Source organism: Brevibacillus fortis (assembly GCF_046196545.1).
Taxonomy (GTDB): Bacteria; Bacillota; Bacilli; order Brevibacillales; family Brevibacillaceae; genus Brevibacillus; species Brevibacillus fortis_A.
The window spans coordinates 4,056,827-4,074,377 of the sequence record NZ_CP176370.1 but is presented as its reverse complement, the minus strand read 5'-3'; the positions used below and the strand labels follow the sequence as shown (position 1 = coordinate 4,074,377).

Sequence of the window (17,551 nt, the reverse complement as noted above, 5' to 3'; positions counted from 1 at the left end):
TTTTGCGGATTAGCGCTGCTTGGTCTCTACCGTATACGCAACGTCTTCATTTTGATATTTGTACACATACAAGTAGTAACGGCCTGGCTTTACTTGATAATGGGCATTTTGCAGATTTCCCTCCATCTCTTGCGGGTACGCTACAGGCTGATCTGGATTTCCTTCGTGGAACAGCATCCAAGTCACACTTTGTCCCTGCTGAGGGTTCAGAGAAATACGTATTTCTTCTGATTTATCTACTTGGAAGGCAAAAATATCTTGCCAGTCGTTTCCTTTCATATCGCCTGAAACAGTCGTGCCTATCGGCAATGGGCCATTTGCTTGCTCAGTAGAATCATTGCTCTCGCTTTCTTGATAGAGTTGCTCTTGCGGGCTATCTTCACCCGTAACCAATAAGGTAAAAGGTTGGTTCTCTTGCCCTGTACCATACGTATATGCAGTCACATAGTAAGTCCCTGGTTTTGCATCGAATGATCCGATCAGCTTGTTGCCTTCACGCTTGTTGGGATAGGCGATGTAGTTCTCTCTATCGGACTCGTGGAATACAAGCCACGCCACTCCATCTCCCTGCTTCGTTTCCATCTCTACTTGAAGCTGTTGGGCTGATTTTACATCGAGACGGAACTCCTGACTCGGTTTTTGTGGATGGATGATACCGGTGATCGGTTTACCCAATGAAATAGACGACTCTTCAGGGGTAGGCGTTGGATTCTCTGTCTCGGGTCCATCTTCATGAGCCAGCTTCCCGTGGAACACGACATCATAGACAAAGCGTCCATCTTTTGTCGTACGATAATTGGTGAAGTAGCTCGTAACTGTGTCATAGCCATTCCAGGAATGATCCGATAACTCCTTGAGGAATCCATCTGTGAGGCGGTTCATTTCTTGCCAATCCTGAAATTCCCCTTGGGAAGCTCCACCCGTATAGACCCCACGCAACGTGAAGCTGCGGAAATCTCCAGAGTCTTTTTCATCTGTTTTTACATCGGTCAGAGAGGCAACCTCTGCGATTTGACGATAAACCTCTTCTTTGCTGGTCACGTCCACTTTTTGTAAATAATCATCTGAAACGAGAGGGACATCCAACTCTTCATACTGGCCGATCAACTCTTCTAACGTTTCTTGATAGCCACGTTCAAGAGCGCGATCACGGCTGAATTCTTCGATCAAGTCATCATAAGCAGAGACATCATTGGAACGGATCGTATCATTGATTTTATCCAGACGAGCAAAATCATTCTTGAACATATGGTACTGAAGCGCGAAAGAGTAGTCGTAGAATGCCATGGTTCCGTATTTGGCACGCAACATATCTGCCGCGGTGTAATCGAGATAAGGCGCTGCATTTCGGATATTGCCTACAACTGACTGGCGGGGCTTGATTCCTTCTGTTCGGGTAGCACCTGCGAAAAACTCAGCTCCGCCTTCTTCATACCAAGGCAAGCGGCTGTTTTCATAAATCTCTCCCTGTCCCCACATGCCCGGCACTTCATATCTGCCTTGCAAATAGTGGACGAATTCATGGCGGAACAGCTCTTCCAGACTGTAAATGCTTTGCTCTTTTGTCCGGTCGTAGGTGAAGAAAGTGCCGGTACCCTCAATGTAGATACCACCGTTATCTGTTTCGTATCCGTACAAAAAGCGATTCATTTTATATTCATCAGGCGTATTGTAGATGACAATGGTCAGTACATCATCCGGATTACCACTCTCCAGCTCCTTGTCATTGCCGATGACACGATGGAATTGTGCCTTTACTTCCTTGGATGCCCAATACAAGCGCTCAACCTGTTCTTCTGTTAGTTTATCTCCCGTTTTGAACACAACCGCTCCGTCATCAAAAGTAAATTGCTGCGGAAGATAATGCTTTTTCCCTTCTTTTTTCATTTCCTCGAGGTCGATTTTCTTCCCATTGGCATCCTCACCATATGCTTCCTCGATTTGTTGCGCGGCCGTGAAGTATGGCTCGCTCCACTTATTAAAGGTTTTCATTGCTATCGTCAATACTTCATTGGCTTTGTCTGGATCACTGTAGTAGCTTCCCAATTTCCCTGTGTAATACAGGGCATTGTTCGTCAACCATACGTGGTCAGCGGAAGTGTCCCCATTTTCCGCCATGTCAAAGATGGGGGCGAGAAATGCGTCGATGTTGCCTTCCAGCTCATCTCTTTCTGAATCATCTACTCCCCAAATCAGAACATAGCCAACACCTTGAAGGACGCTGTAAAAGGCCTCGCTCGCTTCGCGATCATCTGACCATTTATCCCGATTGTCGTTAAAGTCCTCCATTACTTTTGACAGAAGGTCGATTGTCTCAGAATCAACAGTCGTGTTGCTAATTAATTTTCCCGTAGAACTGATGATTTCATTTTGAGTCTTTGTACCTAAGGCGAAATTTTGATTGGAAGTAATTGCTTGAAGTGCTGGAATAATCTTTTGCTTATACTTTGGTTCCATCAAATACTTTAATTCTTTATGGTAATACCCCAAGTAATATCCCGAACGCAAAACTTCTACAAATGTATGTATGCCTTGCTCGTCATCCTTGGTGAAGTTCTTGCCACTCTCTTGCAAGGCATCGATGATGGCCTGAACTCGCTCCTGATCCTCATAAAATTCCTGGGTGTCGTCGTTGTAAGTAAACAGCTCAGGGATTTGCGTCCAACTGATTTCCTTCAACAATTCAACAAGCTCTGAATTGTCCAATGTATTCAGGTGCGAGATGCTGTACTTCTCCTGTTTGGCTGCTTGGCGTAACTGACTCTTCGACATGTTTTCCTGAACCGGTGTATGACCAATCTGCGAATCACTGCGCTCTTTGGATGGGCTTGGCGGCGTGCTTTTGGCTTGAGCTGCTAGTGGCAAGCCTGCCGCTACCGTTGAAATTGCAATTGATCCTGCTGTTACCATGCTAATCCATGAATGATTCATTTGTTTCGTTGACTCCTTTTTCATTCTTTTTGGAAGTAGAAGTGAATATTTTATAGTATCGGTATCCAACATGAAAATACTTACAAATAAAACAAAAGATGACGGAATATAGCTCTTTCTTCCTATTCGACAAAAAGAAAAGAATGTCTAGAGAAGTTGCTTTGTAAGAATGGAAGGAGAGCGACTTTTGTTTGCCTATGACGAAAACATGATTGTTGATCGACAAAAGAAGAAGGGATGTGCATCCAGTATTCGACAGTCTTTGTTAGCAGTATTGGCTATGATTGACATTGGGAAAGCACAGATAGGTGAAGTTGGCGGAGGGGAGTGCTAGAAGATGCTGGAAAAAATTCTCGAACTGCGTTCACGATCCATGTCCATTGCACAAATTGCCAAAGAGTGCGGCTTAACGATCGGTCAAGTTAAGTATCGCCTGCAAAAAGACCGTGCGAAGCCAGTGACACCACCTCCCGCAAGAACGGAATTGGAATGGCAATTGCCTGCGTTTTATGGTCGGGACATTGTCAAAGTCATGACACAAGGACCGACTGTGCTATTCGTCTATTGGGAAATCACTTGGCCACGCATGAGAATGGTCGCATCGTACCTGCAAGCTGATTATCGTCACATCCAGAAGGGCTTGCGTCTGTATGATGTAACGGAACGTTTGTTTGATGGAAAAAATGCACATTCCGTCCGAGATGTGCTCGTACATGAAGACGCTCATTCCTGGTACGTGAAAGATGTAGAGCCAGGACGTACATACATGGTTGATTTTGGTTTATATGAACAGAAGCGGTTTTGTCCGATATTACGCTCGGAAACGGTGGTTACCCCGCGCCATTCAAAAGCTAACTGGGGGGAACCGTTAGTTGAGCCCATCCACGATTCAGCTACACCTTCCTGGTATGAGAACTTTTCCTCCTACTCGTTGTATACCCAAACATCAAATAAGTGAGGTGTCATTTGTGCACAAAGGATATCTCTCCCTCGTGTTGCATGCCCATCTGCCTTATGTCCGACACGGGGATCGGGACGATCGCCTGGAAGAGCGTTGGGTGTATGAAGCCATGCTGGAATGCTATCTTCCCTTGCTCATGGTTTTCGACAAGCTCCTCTCAGACGGCATCGCTTTTCGCATGACCCTTGCTATTTCTCCGACATTACTTTCCATGCTGGATGATGATCTGATCGTGACACGCTTTCGCACACATCTAGCGAAGACTGTTGAATTGGCTGGGAAGGAAGTCAAGCAAACCGCAGGTCAACCCCAAGAACACCGTATCGCCAAAATGTACGTGGAGCGTTTTCGAAGCATCATTGCCTATTGCCGCAAGTGGGATTTTCGCCTGATCAAGGCCTTTAGGCATATCGCGGACAGCGGATGCCTCGAACTCATCACTTGCGCAGCCACACACTCCTTTTTGCCCTATGTGGAAACAGAAGAGGCAATTCGGGCACAGCTTCAGGTGGGTGTCGATACACACGAGCGGATTCTGGGGAGACGTCCGAAGGGAATTTGGCTGCCGGAGTGCGCGTATACACCTGGACTGGATCGTTTGCTGAAAGAGGCGGGGCTTCGGTATTTCTTTGTAGACAGTCACACGGTAGAGCATGCGACGCCTGTACCTCGCAGAGGGGTGCTGGCTCCCTTGTTCACACCGCATGAAGTGGCTGCCTTTGCCCGAGATGAAGTAGCTTCCCGCCAGGTATGGAGCTCGATCGACGGCTATCCAGGGGACTATGACTACCGTGAATACTACCGGGATATCGGATTCGACAGGGAGATGAGCTACATCGAGCCATACATCCATCCTGACGGCATTCGCGTGCATACCGGTTTGAAATACTATCGGATCACCGGAAAAGAAGGGGATAAAGACTGGTATGAGCCAGACTGGGCGCGCGAAAAAGCAGCGTCTCATGCGGGACACTTCCTGTATCACCGAGAGCGTCAAGTGGAGGAAGCCATTCACTGGATGGATCGCAAGCCGTTAGTCGTCGCCACTTATGATGCGGAACTGTTTGGTCATTGGTGGTTCGAGGGTCCGCAATTTTTGGATTTTCTCATGCGAAAAACGGTTTGTGATTCAAAAGAAGTGAAATTAATTACACCATCTGAATATTTGGAGGAGTATCCAGAACAGGATCGTGGTCACTTGCCTATGTCTACGTGGGGGAGGAATGGCTACGGAGAAGTCTGGCTGAACGAGAACAATGGCTGGATATACAGGCATCTGCATCAAGCAGAGCGGGAACTGATCGGAGCGATTACTACTTTTTCTGAAAACAAAGGAGATCAGCTTGCCTTACGGTGCCTCAAACAGGCCGCACGCGAATTAATGCTGGCCCAAAGTAGTGATTGGGCGTTTATTTTAGACGGTCAAACGGTCACACGTTATGCGGTGCAACGCGTTCATGACCATTTGGTTCGCATGCGGGCTCTCGTAGCGATGTATCGAGAGCATCAACTGGATGAAGAGGCAATTTCGCAAGCAGAAGCTGACTTTCCAATCTTTCCTGACTTGGATATCACGTTCTATTTGCCTAAACAAACGCATAGAGTGAACGTATCGCGTCAATTGGTAGCGGCTACGCAAGATCAGTCTTCGACAAAAACAGTTTTGATGCTTGCATGGGAATTTCCCCCTCATGTGGTAGGGGGGCTTGGTCGGGCTGTCTACGATCTCGCCAGGCATCTTGTCCAGCAAGGAATCGTGGTGCATGTGCTGACACGTTCGACAGATTCATGCTCCATAGATGAGACGATGGAAGGGGTTCATGTACATCGTTTGCCTACGTACATTCCTTCTGAACAAGCTGACTTTCTGGCATGGGTGTTTCAACTGAATTTGGCGATGGTCGATGCTGCCTTCCAGCTCTGGTCATTCGGGGTGCGACCAGATGTCATCCACGCTCACGATTGGCTTGTCAGCTGGGCTGCGATCGAACTGAAACAGAGGTACTCTCTTCCGCTCGTCAGCACGATTCATGCTTTGGAACATGGACGGCAACAAGGCATTCATACACCGTTGCAGCAAAGGATTCATGAGTGTGAACGTACGCTAACACAAAGCTCTGACTCGCTGATCGTTTGCAGCAAGTATATGGAGTCGGAAGTCATGCGCCTTTTCGGAACGCCATCATCGCAATTACGTGTCATTCATAATGGTGTCGATCTCATGCCTCTACCGGATGTAAATCGTGAGCAGCTTCGGCAGGAGTTGGCGATAGGGGATGGCCCTGTCCTCTTTTTTGTAGGGCGCTTGGTCCAGGAAAAAGGTGTTCACCTATTGTTGGAAGCCATGGCAAGGCTGCGCGCTGAGTTTCCCCATGCGAAGTTGCTTATAGCTGGCAGAGGACCGATGCAAGACGAGTGGAAGCAGTTGGTTTATCAGATGGGACTTTCTGAGCAAGTCCGCTTCTTGGGCTTCGTAGAAGATGTTAGGAGAAATGAGTTGTTCGCCTTGTCTGATGTGGCGGTATTCCCGAGCTTGTATGAGCCTTTTGGAATTGTTGCACTGGAAGCGATGGCTCTGGGTACGCCAGTTCTTGTTGCGGATACGGGAGGGCTGCGAGAGATCGTTCGCCATGGTGAAAATGGCGCCATGATGTACACAGGCGACCCCGAATCCTTGACGAATCAACTCCGCTGGCTACTGCGCGACTCTGATCAGCGGCATCAACTAGCACAGACGGCCATGCAAGATGTGAAACAGTTTTATAACTGGACACTTCTGGCGAGTCAAACCATCGATCTATACCGTTCGCTTGGCGTACCCGCGGAAATCGGCATGACAACATAGATTGCAACGATGAAGGAGGAAGAAAAGAAGATGAAGGCAGTAATCATGGCTGGGGGAAAAGGTACACGACTACGTCCGTTAACATGCCACACGCCAAAACCAATGGTGCCACTCTTAAACCGGCCTTGCATGGAGTATACGATTGATCTATTGAAAAAGCATGGGATTACAGAGATAGCAGTGACACTCCAGTACCTGCCTGATGTCATCCGCGATACGTTTGGTGATGGATCTCGTTACGGTGTTTCGCTCGTCTATTTTGAAGAAACGATTCCTTTGGGCACGGCAGGCAGCGTGAAAAACTGCGCGGATTTTCTGGATGAGCGCTTTGTCGTGATTAGTGGAGATACGTTGACAGACATCGATTTGTCGGCAGCCATTCGTTTTCATGAGCAAAATCACGCACTGGCTACGTTGATTTTGACGCGCGTAGAAACACCACTGGAATTCGGAGTTGTCATGACAGATGAGGGCGGACGCATTACCCGTTTTTTAGAAAAGCCGAGCTGGGCGGAGGTTTTTAGCGATACGGTGAATACCGGGATATACGTCTGCGAGCCCGACGTCTTGTCTTATATAGAAGAAGAGCGGGAAGTGGATTTCAGCAAGGAAATTTTCCCGTCCTTTTTACAAGCAGCAAAGCCTCTATACGGATATGAGGCAAGCGGCTATTGGTCTGATATTGGCTCCTTGGAGGTTTATCAGCAAGCCCAGTTTGATTTGTTGGATGGACGCGTGCATCTCGAAATAAAAGCACAGGAAATCGCGCCGCGCATTTTCCTGGAAAATGATGTTCGCATCGATTCATCGGTCCGCTTGGAAGGCCCTGTCTATATCGGTGAAAATGTACACTTGCAGGCTGGAGTTTCCGTTGGTGCTTATTCCATTTTGGGAAAAAATACGGTGATTTCTTCCGGTACAAAGCTGTCCCGGTCAATCATTTGGGAAAATAGTGTCATTGGGAAAAAAACAGAGATCACAGGAACGACCCTTTGCCGCAACACCCGAATTGCAGATTGCGTACAACTCGGGGAAGGGGCGGTCATTGGAGACCAGTGCCTCATTGGGGCGAAGTCAGTGGTAAAGGCAGGGGTCAAAATTTGGCCGGATAAGGAAGTCGGTGAAAATGCGACTGTCACCACCTCGCTCATCTACGGTGCCAAGCAAACCAAAAATTTGTTTGGGACGCATGGAATCAAGGGCATTGGCAATGTTGACATCACACCCGAATTCGTCACTAGACTTGCTGCTGCCTACGCGTATTTATTACAAGCGGGGGATAAAATTGCGCTCTCCGCATGCGCACACCCATTTGCTCAGCTATTGAAGCATAGCATCATGACGAGCTTGTGCTCTTCCGGTATTGATACAGTCGATCTCGGGATTGGCAATTCCCCCTTGATCCGATATGGCGTGCGCTCTCTCGATTGCAAAGGCGGCATTCATGTTTATATGGCAGAGCCAGTCGATGATAAAGAGATTGTCATCCAATTTATCGATCATGCGGGCTTGCCGATTTCTCGTGATATGGAGCGAAAAATTGAGAATGCTTACTGGCAAGAGACGTATGTGCGCAACCTGCATCGGTTGGGAGCACTGCAAGTCGAGCATCAAGTACAAGAAGCTTATCTTCATGCTTTGGTCCAACAGTTGAATGTATCGTCCATCCAGCGCCAGCGCTTCCACCTGCTGATCGATTGTGAACAGCGTTTTTTCCCGACTTTTCTTGAGCCACTCTTGCATGCACTGGGAGTCACGGCACATTACAGCTCTATACAAGAAGGGATTCGTAAAAAGGGAGCGGATTTAGGGGTTCGTCTCGATAAAAATGGCGAGCAATTTACCTTGTTTACCGAGCATGGAGAGAAGCTCTCGAACGAACAGATCACGGCTCTGCAACTGCTGGCTTGCAGTGGTCAGCACCGACGTATCGGCCTTCCTGTGAGTGCACCGATTGAATTGGAGCATATGGCCCAGCTGTTGCAAATGGAGGTTGTACGCACCAAGGTCTCTCCGCGATCCATGATGGAGGTATCAAACGAACAGCGTTTTCATCCGATGTTTGACGCCGTGTACAGCCTCATGAGAATTCTTTCGTATCTCGCTTCTGAAGAAAAACCGCTCAGCGTTCTGCTGGAGCTGTTGCCAGCGTGCCATATGGAGAAAAAGACTGTCTTTTGCCCATGGGCAGCAAAAGGGAAGGTCATGCGCAGAGTGATGGAAGAAAACAAAGGCAAGCTGCTGGAGCTCGTCGATGGAATCAAGGTATACGATTCGAACGGCTGGGTGCTGATTTTACCCGATTCAGAGGATTCGCACGTCAAAGTGATTTCGCAAGGGGCGACGGCAGAGACCGCGGCTACACTTGCTTCTTCCTACGCGAGGCGAATTGCCGAATATCAGTTTCACGAAAAGAGAGAGATCGACAGCCTATAACGAAAAGGACGTGAAGGCATGCCGAGACCGCTCGTCGTCGGGAACGGAAAACTGCTGATTAATTTTGATGACAAGCTGCACATGCGAGATCTTTATTTTCCGTATGTCGGTCAGCTGAATCATGTTGGGGGACACTTTAGCAAGCTGGGGATATGGGTCCAAGGTCGCTTTTCCTGGCTGGATGAAGACGGCTGGACGCGGAAGCTCGGATACGGACAGGAGTCTTTGGTGACAGATGTTCATGCTCATCATGAACATCTGGGCATCTCCCTGCAAATTGCAGATGGGGTGCATCAGCGTGACCCGATTTATTTGAAAAAGGTGTGCGTTCGAAATTTGACGAGCGAGGTGCGAGAGGTCAGGCTGTTTTTTAATCACGATTTCAGCTTGAATGAGACGGAGGTAGGGGATACCGCTGTTTTTGATCCTATGCTGCGCACCATTTACCATTACAAGCGCAATGTGTACATCATGGCGAATGGAAAAACGGATACAGGTGGGATCGATCAGTACAGCGTCGGGATCAAGCGGTTCAACTATGCGGAGGGGACCTGGAGGGACGCGGAGGATGGCCTTTTGTCCGGCAATCCGATTGCGCAAGGCTCCGTAGATAGTACGATCTCCTTTTCCCTCATGCTGCAACCGCAAGAAGAGAAGGCGCTCTTTTACTGGATGTGCATTGGTGAATCGTATGAGGATGTCAAAGTATTGAACCAGTATGTACTCGAAAGCGATCCGGAACGTTTGCTCAGCCGGGTCGCGGTGTATTGGCAGCGTTGGGTCAATAAGGAAGAGCGGGACTTTGCTGATCTTCCGGCAGAGATTGTCAATCTGTATAAGACCAGCTTGCTACTCGTGCGCACGCAAATTGATCAGAACGGAGCGATTCTCGCTGCGAATGACTCGGATATTCTCCAATTCAATCGCGACCATTACAGCTACATGTGGCCAAGAGATGGAGCGTTGATTGCAAGTGCGATGGCGAAAGCGGGCTATACGGGAGTAGTTGCACCCTTTTTCCGATTTTGCTCAGACGCATTGAATAAGGACGGGTATTTGCTGCACAAGTACAATCCAGATGGGTCTGTCGGCTCCAGTTGGCATCCGTATATCGTTGAAGGAGATATTCAGCTCCCCATTCAGGAGGATGAGACGGCGCTCGTGCTGTACGCGCTCTGGGAGCAATACAAGAGTGGCAAGCAAATTGAAGACTGCCAGGCGCTCTATCCCACGCTGGTTCGTCCGGCGGCCCGCTTTTTGCTGGAGTATGTCCATCCAGAGCTGCAACTCCCAAAACCAAGCTACGACTTATGGGAAGAGCGACGGGGAATTTTTACGTTTACCAGTGCTACTGTTTTCGCAGGCTTAATGGCTGCGGCTCGTTTCGCCCAGCTGTTTGGTGATGATCGGCGCTACAAACGCTACGTAGAAGGGGCAGAGCGCATTCGTGGGGCAATGGAAAAACATCTGTACGACCCTGAAATCGGGCGTTTTTTACGTGGGATTTATGTAAGAGCAGATGGGAGTGTCGAAAAAGATTTCACGGTGGAGAGCAGCTTGTTCGCCTTGTTTGCACTTGATGTGTTTTCCGTAGACGATCCGAGAGTTGAGCGGACGATGGAAGCTGTCAAAAAGAGTTTGCGGGTAGACACGGCGATCGGTGGAATTGCTCGCTATCAAGGCGATTACTATTTCAAAAAATCACATGACACGGCGAAGGTGCCGGGAAATCCATGGATCATTTGCACCTTATGGGTGGCTGATTGGGAAATTGCCAAGGCAAAATCGCTCGATGAACTCCAAGAGCCAAAGAACAGACTGACCTGGGTCGTACGCCATGCCCTACAAAGTGGCGTGCTATCCGAACAGCTCGATCCGTATACAGGTGCTCCTGTATCCGTTGCACCGCTGACGTGGTCACATGCTACTTATGTTGCCACTGTTTTGCGTTATTTGGAAAAGGTGAATGAGTTGCGGTAACGAGGGGAGAGATGAGGAGATGACAACGATCCGTTTCGGTACGGACGGTTGGCGCGACATAATCGCAGATGGCTTTACTGTCGAGAATGTCCGCATTGTCGCACAAGCCATCGCCAGCTATACCAAAGAAATCGGACAACAGGAGCAGCCTGTTTTGGTCGGGCACGACACACGGTTCTTGGGGAGACGCTTCGCGGAAGAGGTTGCAGCTGTCCTGACTGCGAATGACATTCGAACCTATTTTGTGAACGAAGCAGCGCCAACGCCTGCCGTAGCCTTTGGAGTGAAGCATTTTGCAGCGAGTGGTGCAATCATGATCACGGCCAGTCACAATCCACCCGAATATAACGGCATCAAATACATTCCGGAGTACGCTGGACCTGCAACGCCTGCGATCACGCAAAGGTTAGAAGAGTGGATCAGCGAAACCTGCCAGGCGAAATCGGTGCGTACGATTTCCCTCGCAGAAGCAAAGGCCCGCAAGCTGCTGCAAGTCATTGTGCTGCGTCCTCATTACGAGGCGCATCTTAGACGGATGGTAAATATGGACGTTTTGCAAAACTCTTCCTTGTCCGTTGTTGTCGATGCCATGCATGGTGCCGGCATGGGGTACGTGAGCGGTTTTTTGTCTGAGGCGGGGGTGAAAAACGTTGGAATCCGAGAAGTCCCCGATGCGGCTTTTGGAGGAGATTTGCCTGAGCCAAACGATAAGCATTTGCATCTGCTAAAAAAAGAAGTCGTAGAACGCCAAGCATCTCTTGGCCTTGCCAATGACGGCGATGCGGATCGCTTCGGAGTCGTCGACCGCTTCGGACAGTACATCACGCCAAACGAAGCACTCGTCCTGCTGACCTATCATTTGCGAAAAAATCGTGGCTTGACGGGACGGATTGTCAGGACAGTAGCGACTACGCATCTATTGGATCGGATGGCTACATATTATGGTCTTGAGCTGGTGGAGACGCCAGTCGGCTTCAAGTACGTCGGTGAGGAAATGCGCAAAGGTGACGTGCTCATCGGCGGAGAGGAAAGTGGCGGGGCCAGCATTCTCGGTCACATCCCGGAGAAAGACGGTGTACTCATCAATTTGTTGCTCGCCGAGATGTGCGCGTATGAAAACAAAGGAATCGATCAAATATTGCGAGACGTATACGAGCAGTTCGGCGAGCTGTTCCATACGAGGCTTGATATGAAATTGCCGGAAAAAGATCAATGGGTACAGCAAATGATCACCAAGCCACCTGCACTAATTGGTCCTTATCAGGTTTTGGAAATTCAACGAGTGGATGGGGTCAAGCTGTTGCTCGAGGAAGGACATTGGGTCCTGATCCGTCCGTCTGGAACAGAACCGTTGGTACGCATCTATTGTGAAGCAACGAATGCGACGGCTTTGCAGAAGCTGCAAGATGCGATTCGTGAATGGTTTTTGGAGATTAATGTGTAAAATCTGAAGAGGAGAGCCTGCATGGATGTGCCAGGTTCTTCTTTTTTTCGTCGGTTCATGTTATGGGGCTGCGGTGAAGAGAAGAATATTTCCAGTCTAGGCTCCAGGTTCCGTCCTGCTGGGGGCTGAGACTGTCCGCTCCGAAGGGATTCGCGGGGAAACGCAAAAGTGGTAGCCGCTTCGAAGTAGGAGCACGGTTGCGTTTCTTTTGCCCGCGAATCCCTTCTCCGCTGGGTAGGACTCCACAAGTCGCTACGTCTGGAAATATTCTTCTCTGTCGTAACTGGTAAGGTTCTTCAATCTTTTCAGGCATTAAAAAATCGGTTCACACAGAAAGCTCGTAGAGGAAACAGGAGAAATAAGCGAAGATCTTAGGGACACCGACCGAGACGCAATGCAAAAAGCGAAACACGCCGTTAAGCGTCCACCTCTGAAACACATCCTGAAAGGACCACTTTGGACGCGGTTTCGCTTTTTGCATGGAGTCGTGCAGTCAATCCCGCAGGGGGTGGCCCTAGAATCTGAGCGTTTTCTCCTGTTTCCTCCCCACCACGACAGCAACGTACAAGAGACTTCATGAATCAGATAGAATAATTCGTGATACACTACTTAAAAACAGGTGCTATTGCTGGACATTGACTACCCATTTACCAAATCGAAAAAATGAGGTATTCTTGTCCATATGCAATCCTTTCATTGGAATCGGACAGGGCTTCCTGGCCACACCAGTGCAAAGGATTTTTTGCCCCTTATAGGAAGTGTCTGAATGATCGTAGTAGTAATTTTGTTTTAACGTAATTCGAAGTCGGTAACTGATGAGAGATGATGAGAAACGATGCGGATCGATCAGCATATATTGCAAACATTTTTACAGGAAGTTCAAGTGGAGAGTCTGTCGCCGGATGATCCAGTCGTCGTACACCACACACCGTACCCGTGGGAGTTGGTCGGTACCGGCAATTATGCTGCCGTATTTGCCCACCCGGACTATCCAAAGGTAGTCATCAAGCTGTACGCACCTGGAAGACCAGGAGCCGAACAGGAAATCGAAGTCTATCGCAAGCTTGGGGAGACTCGTTCCTTCCCCGTCTGTTATGATTATGGGGAAGGATACTTAGTCATTACGCGGATGAACGGCATCCCCCTGTTTGACTGTGTTCGCTTTGGTATTCCGATTCCTCCCCAGGTGATTGAAGACGTGGAGGAAGCGCTAGAAGAAGCTCGCAAGAAGGGTTTGTTTCCGCATGATGTCCATGGGAAAAACGTGTTAATGGATCAGGGACGAGGTTATCTGATTGACGTATCGGATTACTATGTCAATGATACAGACACGAAATGGCGTGATTTACGCAAGGCGTATTACAAGGTGTACCTGCCATTTATCAAGGATCGTGGATGGAAAATTCCATTGTGGATGCTGGAAGTGGTGCGGAAAGGCTATCGACTGTACAAAAAAGGAAAGCGCTTGTTCACGTAGGCCGACTCTGGTAAAATGATCATTTGACATTGTATTTGTACAGTTGCTGGTCGTAGCAGAATAAGGAGGACATTCCATTGTTGTACTATCTCATTGCGGCAGTAATTATTGCGCTTGATCAGTTTACAAAGTATTTAGTCGTGAAGTATATGGAACTGGGAGAATCCATTCCTTTGATCGCGGACGTATTTCATCTAACTTCCCATCGAAACATGGGAGCGGCGTTTGGCATCCTGCAAAATCAACGTTGGTTTTTTATTGTCATTACCACTGTCGTTGTGATTGGGATTGTCATTTCCTTGATTCGCTTGGGAAAAAATCAACCTCGTGCATCGTTGGCGCTGTCATTGGTCTTGGGTGGAGCCGTCGGGAATTTCATTGATCGTGCGATGACCGGTCAAGTCGTAGATTTTCTCGATTTTACGTTGATTAACTTCCCGATCTTTAACGTGGCTGATATGGCCATCACGATTGGTGTGGGGATTTTGCTTCTCGATGTTTTTCTGGATGGGAAGAAAAACAGATAGTCATGATAATAATAGTGGGAAAGCTCGGATAGGTGGAGAACATACATGAATGACACGCAATTGTTTGAACGTTACGATTGGACGGTAGAGCCAGCGGATACGAAAGAGCGCATTGACAAGTTTATCACGCTGCAAAATGAAGATTGGTCCCGTTCACAGGTGCAGGCTTGGGTGAAGGAAGGCCGTGTCACTGTAAATGGTGAACCGATCAAAAACAACTACAAGCTGCAGGCAGAGGACGAAGTGACCCTTCGTGTTCCGCCGCCAAAAGAAATGGAGATCCAGCCAGAGGAGATGTCCTTGGATATTGTATACGAGGATAGCGATGTCGTGGTCGTGAATAAACCACGTGGTCTTGTCGTACATCCTGCTCCTGGTCATTACAGTGGGACACTCGTCAACGGGCTTTTGGCACACTGCAAGGATTTGTCCGGAATCAATGGCGTTTTGCGTCCGGGAATTGTCCATCGCATTGACAAGGATACATCCGGCCTGTTGATGGTAGCCAAAAACGACAAGGCACATATGGGTTTGGCTGAACAATTAAAAGCACATACGGTCAATCGGAAGTATATCGCGATTGTTCATGGTGTCATCCCGCATGAAATGGGAACGATTGAAGCACCAATCGGGCGCGATCCGAAAAATCGCCAGCAAATGGCGGTCGTCTTTGAAAACAGTAAGCCAGCTGTTACGCATTTTATCGTGCTGGAGCGCTTCAAAGAGTACACGTTGGTGGAATTGAAACTTGAAACAGGACGTACCCATCAAATTCGCGTACACATGAAGTACATTGACTATCCACTGGCAGGGGATCCGAAATACGGTCCGAAAAATACATTGGAGCTCGATGGACAAGCTCTGCATGCGAAAACACTCGGCTTCATCCATCCCCGTACAGGAGAGCAGCTCGAATTCGAAGCGCCAATGCCGAAGGAAATGCTTGACGTCATTGAGGTTCTCAGACAAGCGTAAGAGAACGGGAGGAATAGCCGTGCTAAAAAGATTAGCGCATGTGACGCTGTACGTTCACGATTGTGAAGATGCATTGCGGTTTTACACGGAAAAACTCGGCTTCGAAAAACGCATGGATTCTCGGATGGATGATGGTTCTCGTTGGCTCACCGTCGGTCTTCCCGGGCAGGAGATAGAGATCGTATTGCATGACCCTACCCATTGGCATCGGGAAGAAGTTGCGCAGGAAATGCTTCGTCAGGTCGGCAAAAATCCAATGTGGGTTTGGGAGACGGATGATTTTGCGTCCACATACGAAACACTGCGTCAACGCGGCGTGAAGTTTGTGAGTGAACCAAACGAAGTGATGTATGGCATTGAGGCTGTTTTCGAGGATCTGTATGGCAATCGTTTTTTGTTGTTGCAGCCAGTCTTCCTATGACACTTACATAATGGCAGTTGGATTGGAAAACGCTAGTAGAAAGCTTATTACTTTCTTCTGGCGTTTTTTTTCATCATTCAATAGAGAGTGTAGGGAGTGAATGCCTGTGATCGGAAAATGGGGGAAGCTGATTAGTCTTTTTGTCCTTTTGGTTGTACTTGTCACTGCAAACGGTGAAGCAAAGGTGGCAGCCCAAAGCCAACAGCCAGAGCGTGTGAACAAAGAAATAAGCGTTCCGGCAAAAATTGCATTTACGAGCAACCAGCATTTGTTTTTGGTAGATGGACAGGATGCGACGGGAAAGATAAAGCAAATCACCAAGGACGGCTATGCACAGATCGTGGGCTGGTCACCAGATGGCAAGTGGCTCCTGTTCGTGAAGTACAAAGGCAACGACAATTACTCGACACCAGGCTACGTATGGATCGTCAGGGCGGATGGCAGCAAAGCTGTGCAGGTAGACGAGCGAGCAGTCTTTGAAATGCCGAAATGGTCCCCAAAAGCGAACAAGCTAGCATACACCGTGAATATCGGCAGCAATGAGACGCCAAGCCCATTACTGATTGTAAAAGAAGTCCATGATCAAGGAGAAGTAGCCTTGCAAAGTACAACAAAGGCTGATTTCGCAGATTTTGCCTGGATGCCGGATGGGGAAAACATGCTTGTCTCGCTACCTGCTGAAAAAAATAAGCCGATGACGCTGGCCTTGCGCACGCTTGCAGGTAAACCGTTGGCTGCCTACCCGATTGCAGAACCGCCAAAAGAGGAGGAAGGTATCTACCCATGGGCAGCGACAGGCTTACAAGTATCCCCGGATGGGAAGGCTGTAGCCTACTTTGTCAGGTATAACTCCGGCTCCTTGTCTGCTGATGGCGTACCTATTCAATGGTTTGATTTGACACAGCCTGCCAAAAAGCCAACAGAACTCGGAAAAGGATTGGCTTATCCTGATTGGCTTGTCTGGACACCAAATAGTGAACAGCTCGCCTTTGTCGATGGCACTGACCGGATCGCCACGACTAACAAGCAGTTGAAGCTGGCGGATCGAGCAGGAAAGGTCAAAACAGTCAGCCCTGGTCCAGCGGTGGTAGACAATTATCCAGTATGGATTCCAAAAGCTCCGTACACGCTGCTTTTCACTAGAGGCTTGGCTACAGCGTATTCATACGACCCCAAAAAGGTCATGGTACCGGAACAAGGCATCTGGCGACGGTCCGCAGATGGAGCTGAACAGCAGGTGACAAAAGGGGATGCGAATACAGCAGACTACTATCCTGCGCCATCTCCTGATGGGAAACAGCTCCTTTTCTTGCGTTTGGATCGAGCGGAGCATGGCTCCCTGTTTATCCAAGGAATAGGTGAGGATGCGGACAAACAAGTCGAGCTGATCAAAGACATTACAGGGGACATTGGTTATTATGCGAACTATTTGCCACCATGGGTCAGCGTCTATTGGGAATAGTTAGACTTTTTCGGGCTGCATTGACACCCGTCCAGAATCGTGACATAATTCTACATGACGAATGGAACCTTTTAATCCAGTCCAGTGAGGCT

General features: G+C 48.5%; 12 protein-coding genes. 11 read left to right on the top strand and 1 reads right to left on the bottom strand.

From position 1 onward, the window contains the following. Positions 1-9 precede the first annotated feature (9 nt). Positions 10-2,931 carry a collagenase gene (locus ACKKE8_RS20250; protein ID WP_409174624.1) on the bottom strand — a complete coding sequence of 974 codons (2,922 nt, stop codon included), beginning with the start codon at positions 2,929-2,931 and terminating at the stop codon, positions 10-12. Between the two features lie 187 nt (positions 2,932-3,118). Between ACKKE8_RS20250 and ACKKE8_RS20245 the strand changes: the two genes are divergently transcribed. The 11 genes from ACKKE8_RS20245 to ACKKE8_RS20195 all read left to right on the top strand — a co-directional run bounded on the left by ACKKE8_RS20245 (position 3,119) and on the right by ACKKE8_RS20195 (position 17,459). Continuing rightward, the gene (locus ACKKE8_RS20245; protein WP_409174623.1) at positions 3,119-3,265 is read left to right on the top strand and encodes a hypothetical protein; all 147 of its coding nucleotides are present in this window, start codon (positions 3,119-3,121) and stop codon (positions 3,263-3,265) included. 3 nt (positions 3,266-3,268) lie between these two features. Further along, the gene (locus tag ACKKE8_RS20240; RefSeq protein ID WP_409174622.1) at positions 3,269-3,889 is read left to right on the top strand and encodes a DUF4912 domain-containing protein; all 621 of its coding nucleotides are present in this window, start codon (positions 3,269-3,271) and stop codon (positions 3,887-3,889) included. Between the two features lie 10 nt (positions 3,890-3,899). Then, complete coding sequence (locus ACKKE8_RS20235) at positions 3,900-6,737, top strand: 1,4-alpha-glucan branching protein domain-containing protein (RefSeq protein WP_409174621.1); 2,838 nt, start codon at positions 3,900-3,902, stop codon at positions 6,735-6,737. Between the two features lie 30 nt (positions 6,738-6,767). Continuing rightward, positions 6,768-9,173, top strand: a complete 2,406-nt coding sequence (locus tag ACKKE8_RS20230) for a sugar phosphate nucleotidyltransferase (RefSeq protein WP_409174620.1) — start codon at positions 6,768-6,770, stop codon at positions 9,171-9,173. An 18-nt stretch (positions 9,174-9,191) separates the two neighbouring features. Further along, positions 9,192-11,153 carry a glycoside hydrolase family 15 protein gene (locus ACKKE8_RS20225; protein WP_409174619.1) on the top strand — a complete coding sequence of 654 codons (1,962 nt, stop codon included), beginning with the start codon at positions 9,192-9,194 and terminating at the stop codon, positions 11,151-11,153. Positions 11,154-11,172: 19 nt separating this feature from the next. Beyond that, on the top strand, positions 11,173-12,597 hold the full coding sequence (locus tag ACKKE8_RS20220) for a phosphoglucomutase/phosphomannomutase family protein (protein WP_409174618.1): 1,425 nt from the start codon (positions 11,173-11,175) through the stop codon (positions 12,595-12,597). A gap of 835 nt (positions 12,598-13,432) precedes the next feature. Then, entirely contained in the window at positions 13,433-14,074 is a 642-nt protein-coding gene (locus ACKKE8_RS20215) for a serine/threonine protein kinase (RefSeq protein WP_409174617.1), read from the top strand. Positions 14,075-14,151: 77 nt separating this feature from the next. Beyond that, positions 14,152-14,601: a signal peptidase II gene (lspA, locus tag ACKKE8_RS20210; RefSeq protein WP_409174616.1), complete on the top strand. Its 450-nt coding sequence runs from the start codon at positions 14,152-14,154 to the stop codon at positions 14,599-14,601. A gap of 45 nt (positions 14,602-14,646) precedes the next feature. Next, positions 14,647-15,576, top strand: coding sequence for an RluA family pseudouridine synthase (locus ACKKE8_RS20205; RefSeq protein WP_409174615.1), 930 nt, complete (start codon positions 14,647-14,649; stop codon positions 15,574-15,576). A gap of 19 nt (positions 15,577-15,595) precedes the next feature. Beyond that, positions 15,596-15,997 (top strand): VOC family protein, encoded by a 402-nt coding sequence (locus ACKKE8_RS20200; protein WP_409174614.1) that lies wholly within the window; start codon positions 15,596-15,598, stop codon positions 15,995-15,997. Between the two features lie 100 nt (positions 15,998-16,097). Beyond that, a complete protein-coding gene (locus ACKKE8_RS20195) occupies positions 16,098-17,459 on the top strand; it encodes a hypothetical protein (protein WP_409174613.1) in 1,362 nt (453 codons plus the stop codon). The last annotated feature ends 92 nt before the right edge of the window (positions 17,460-17,551 follow it).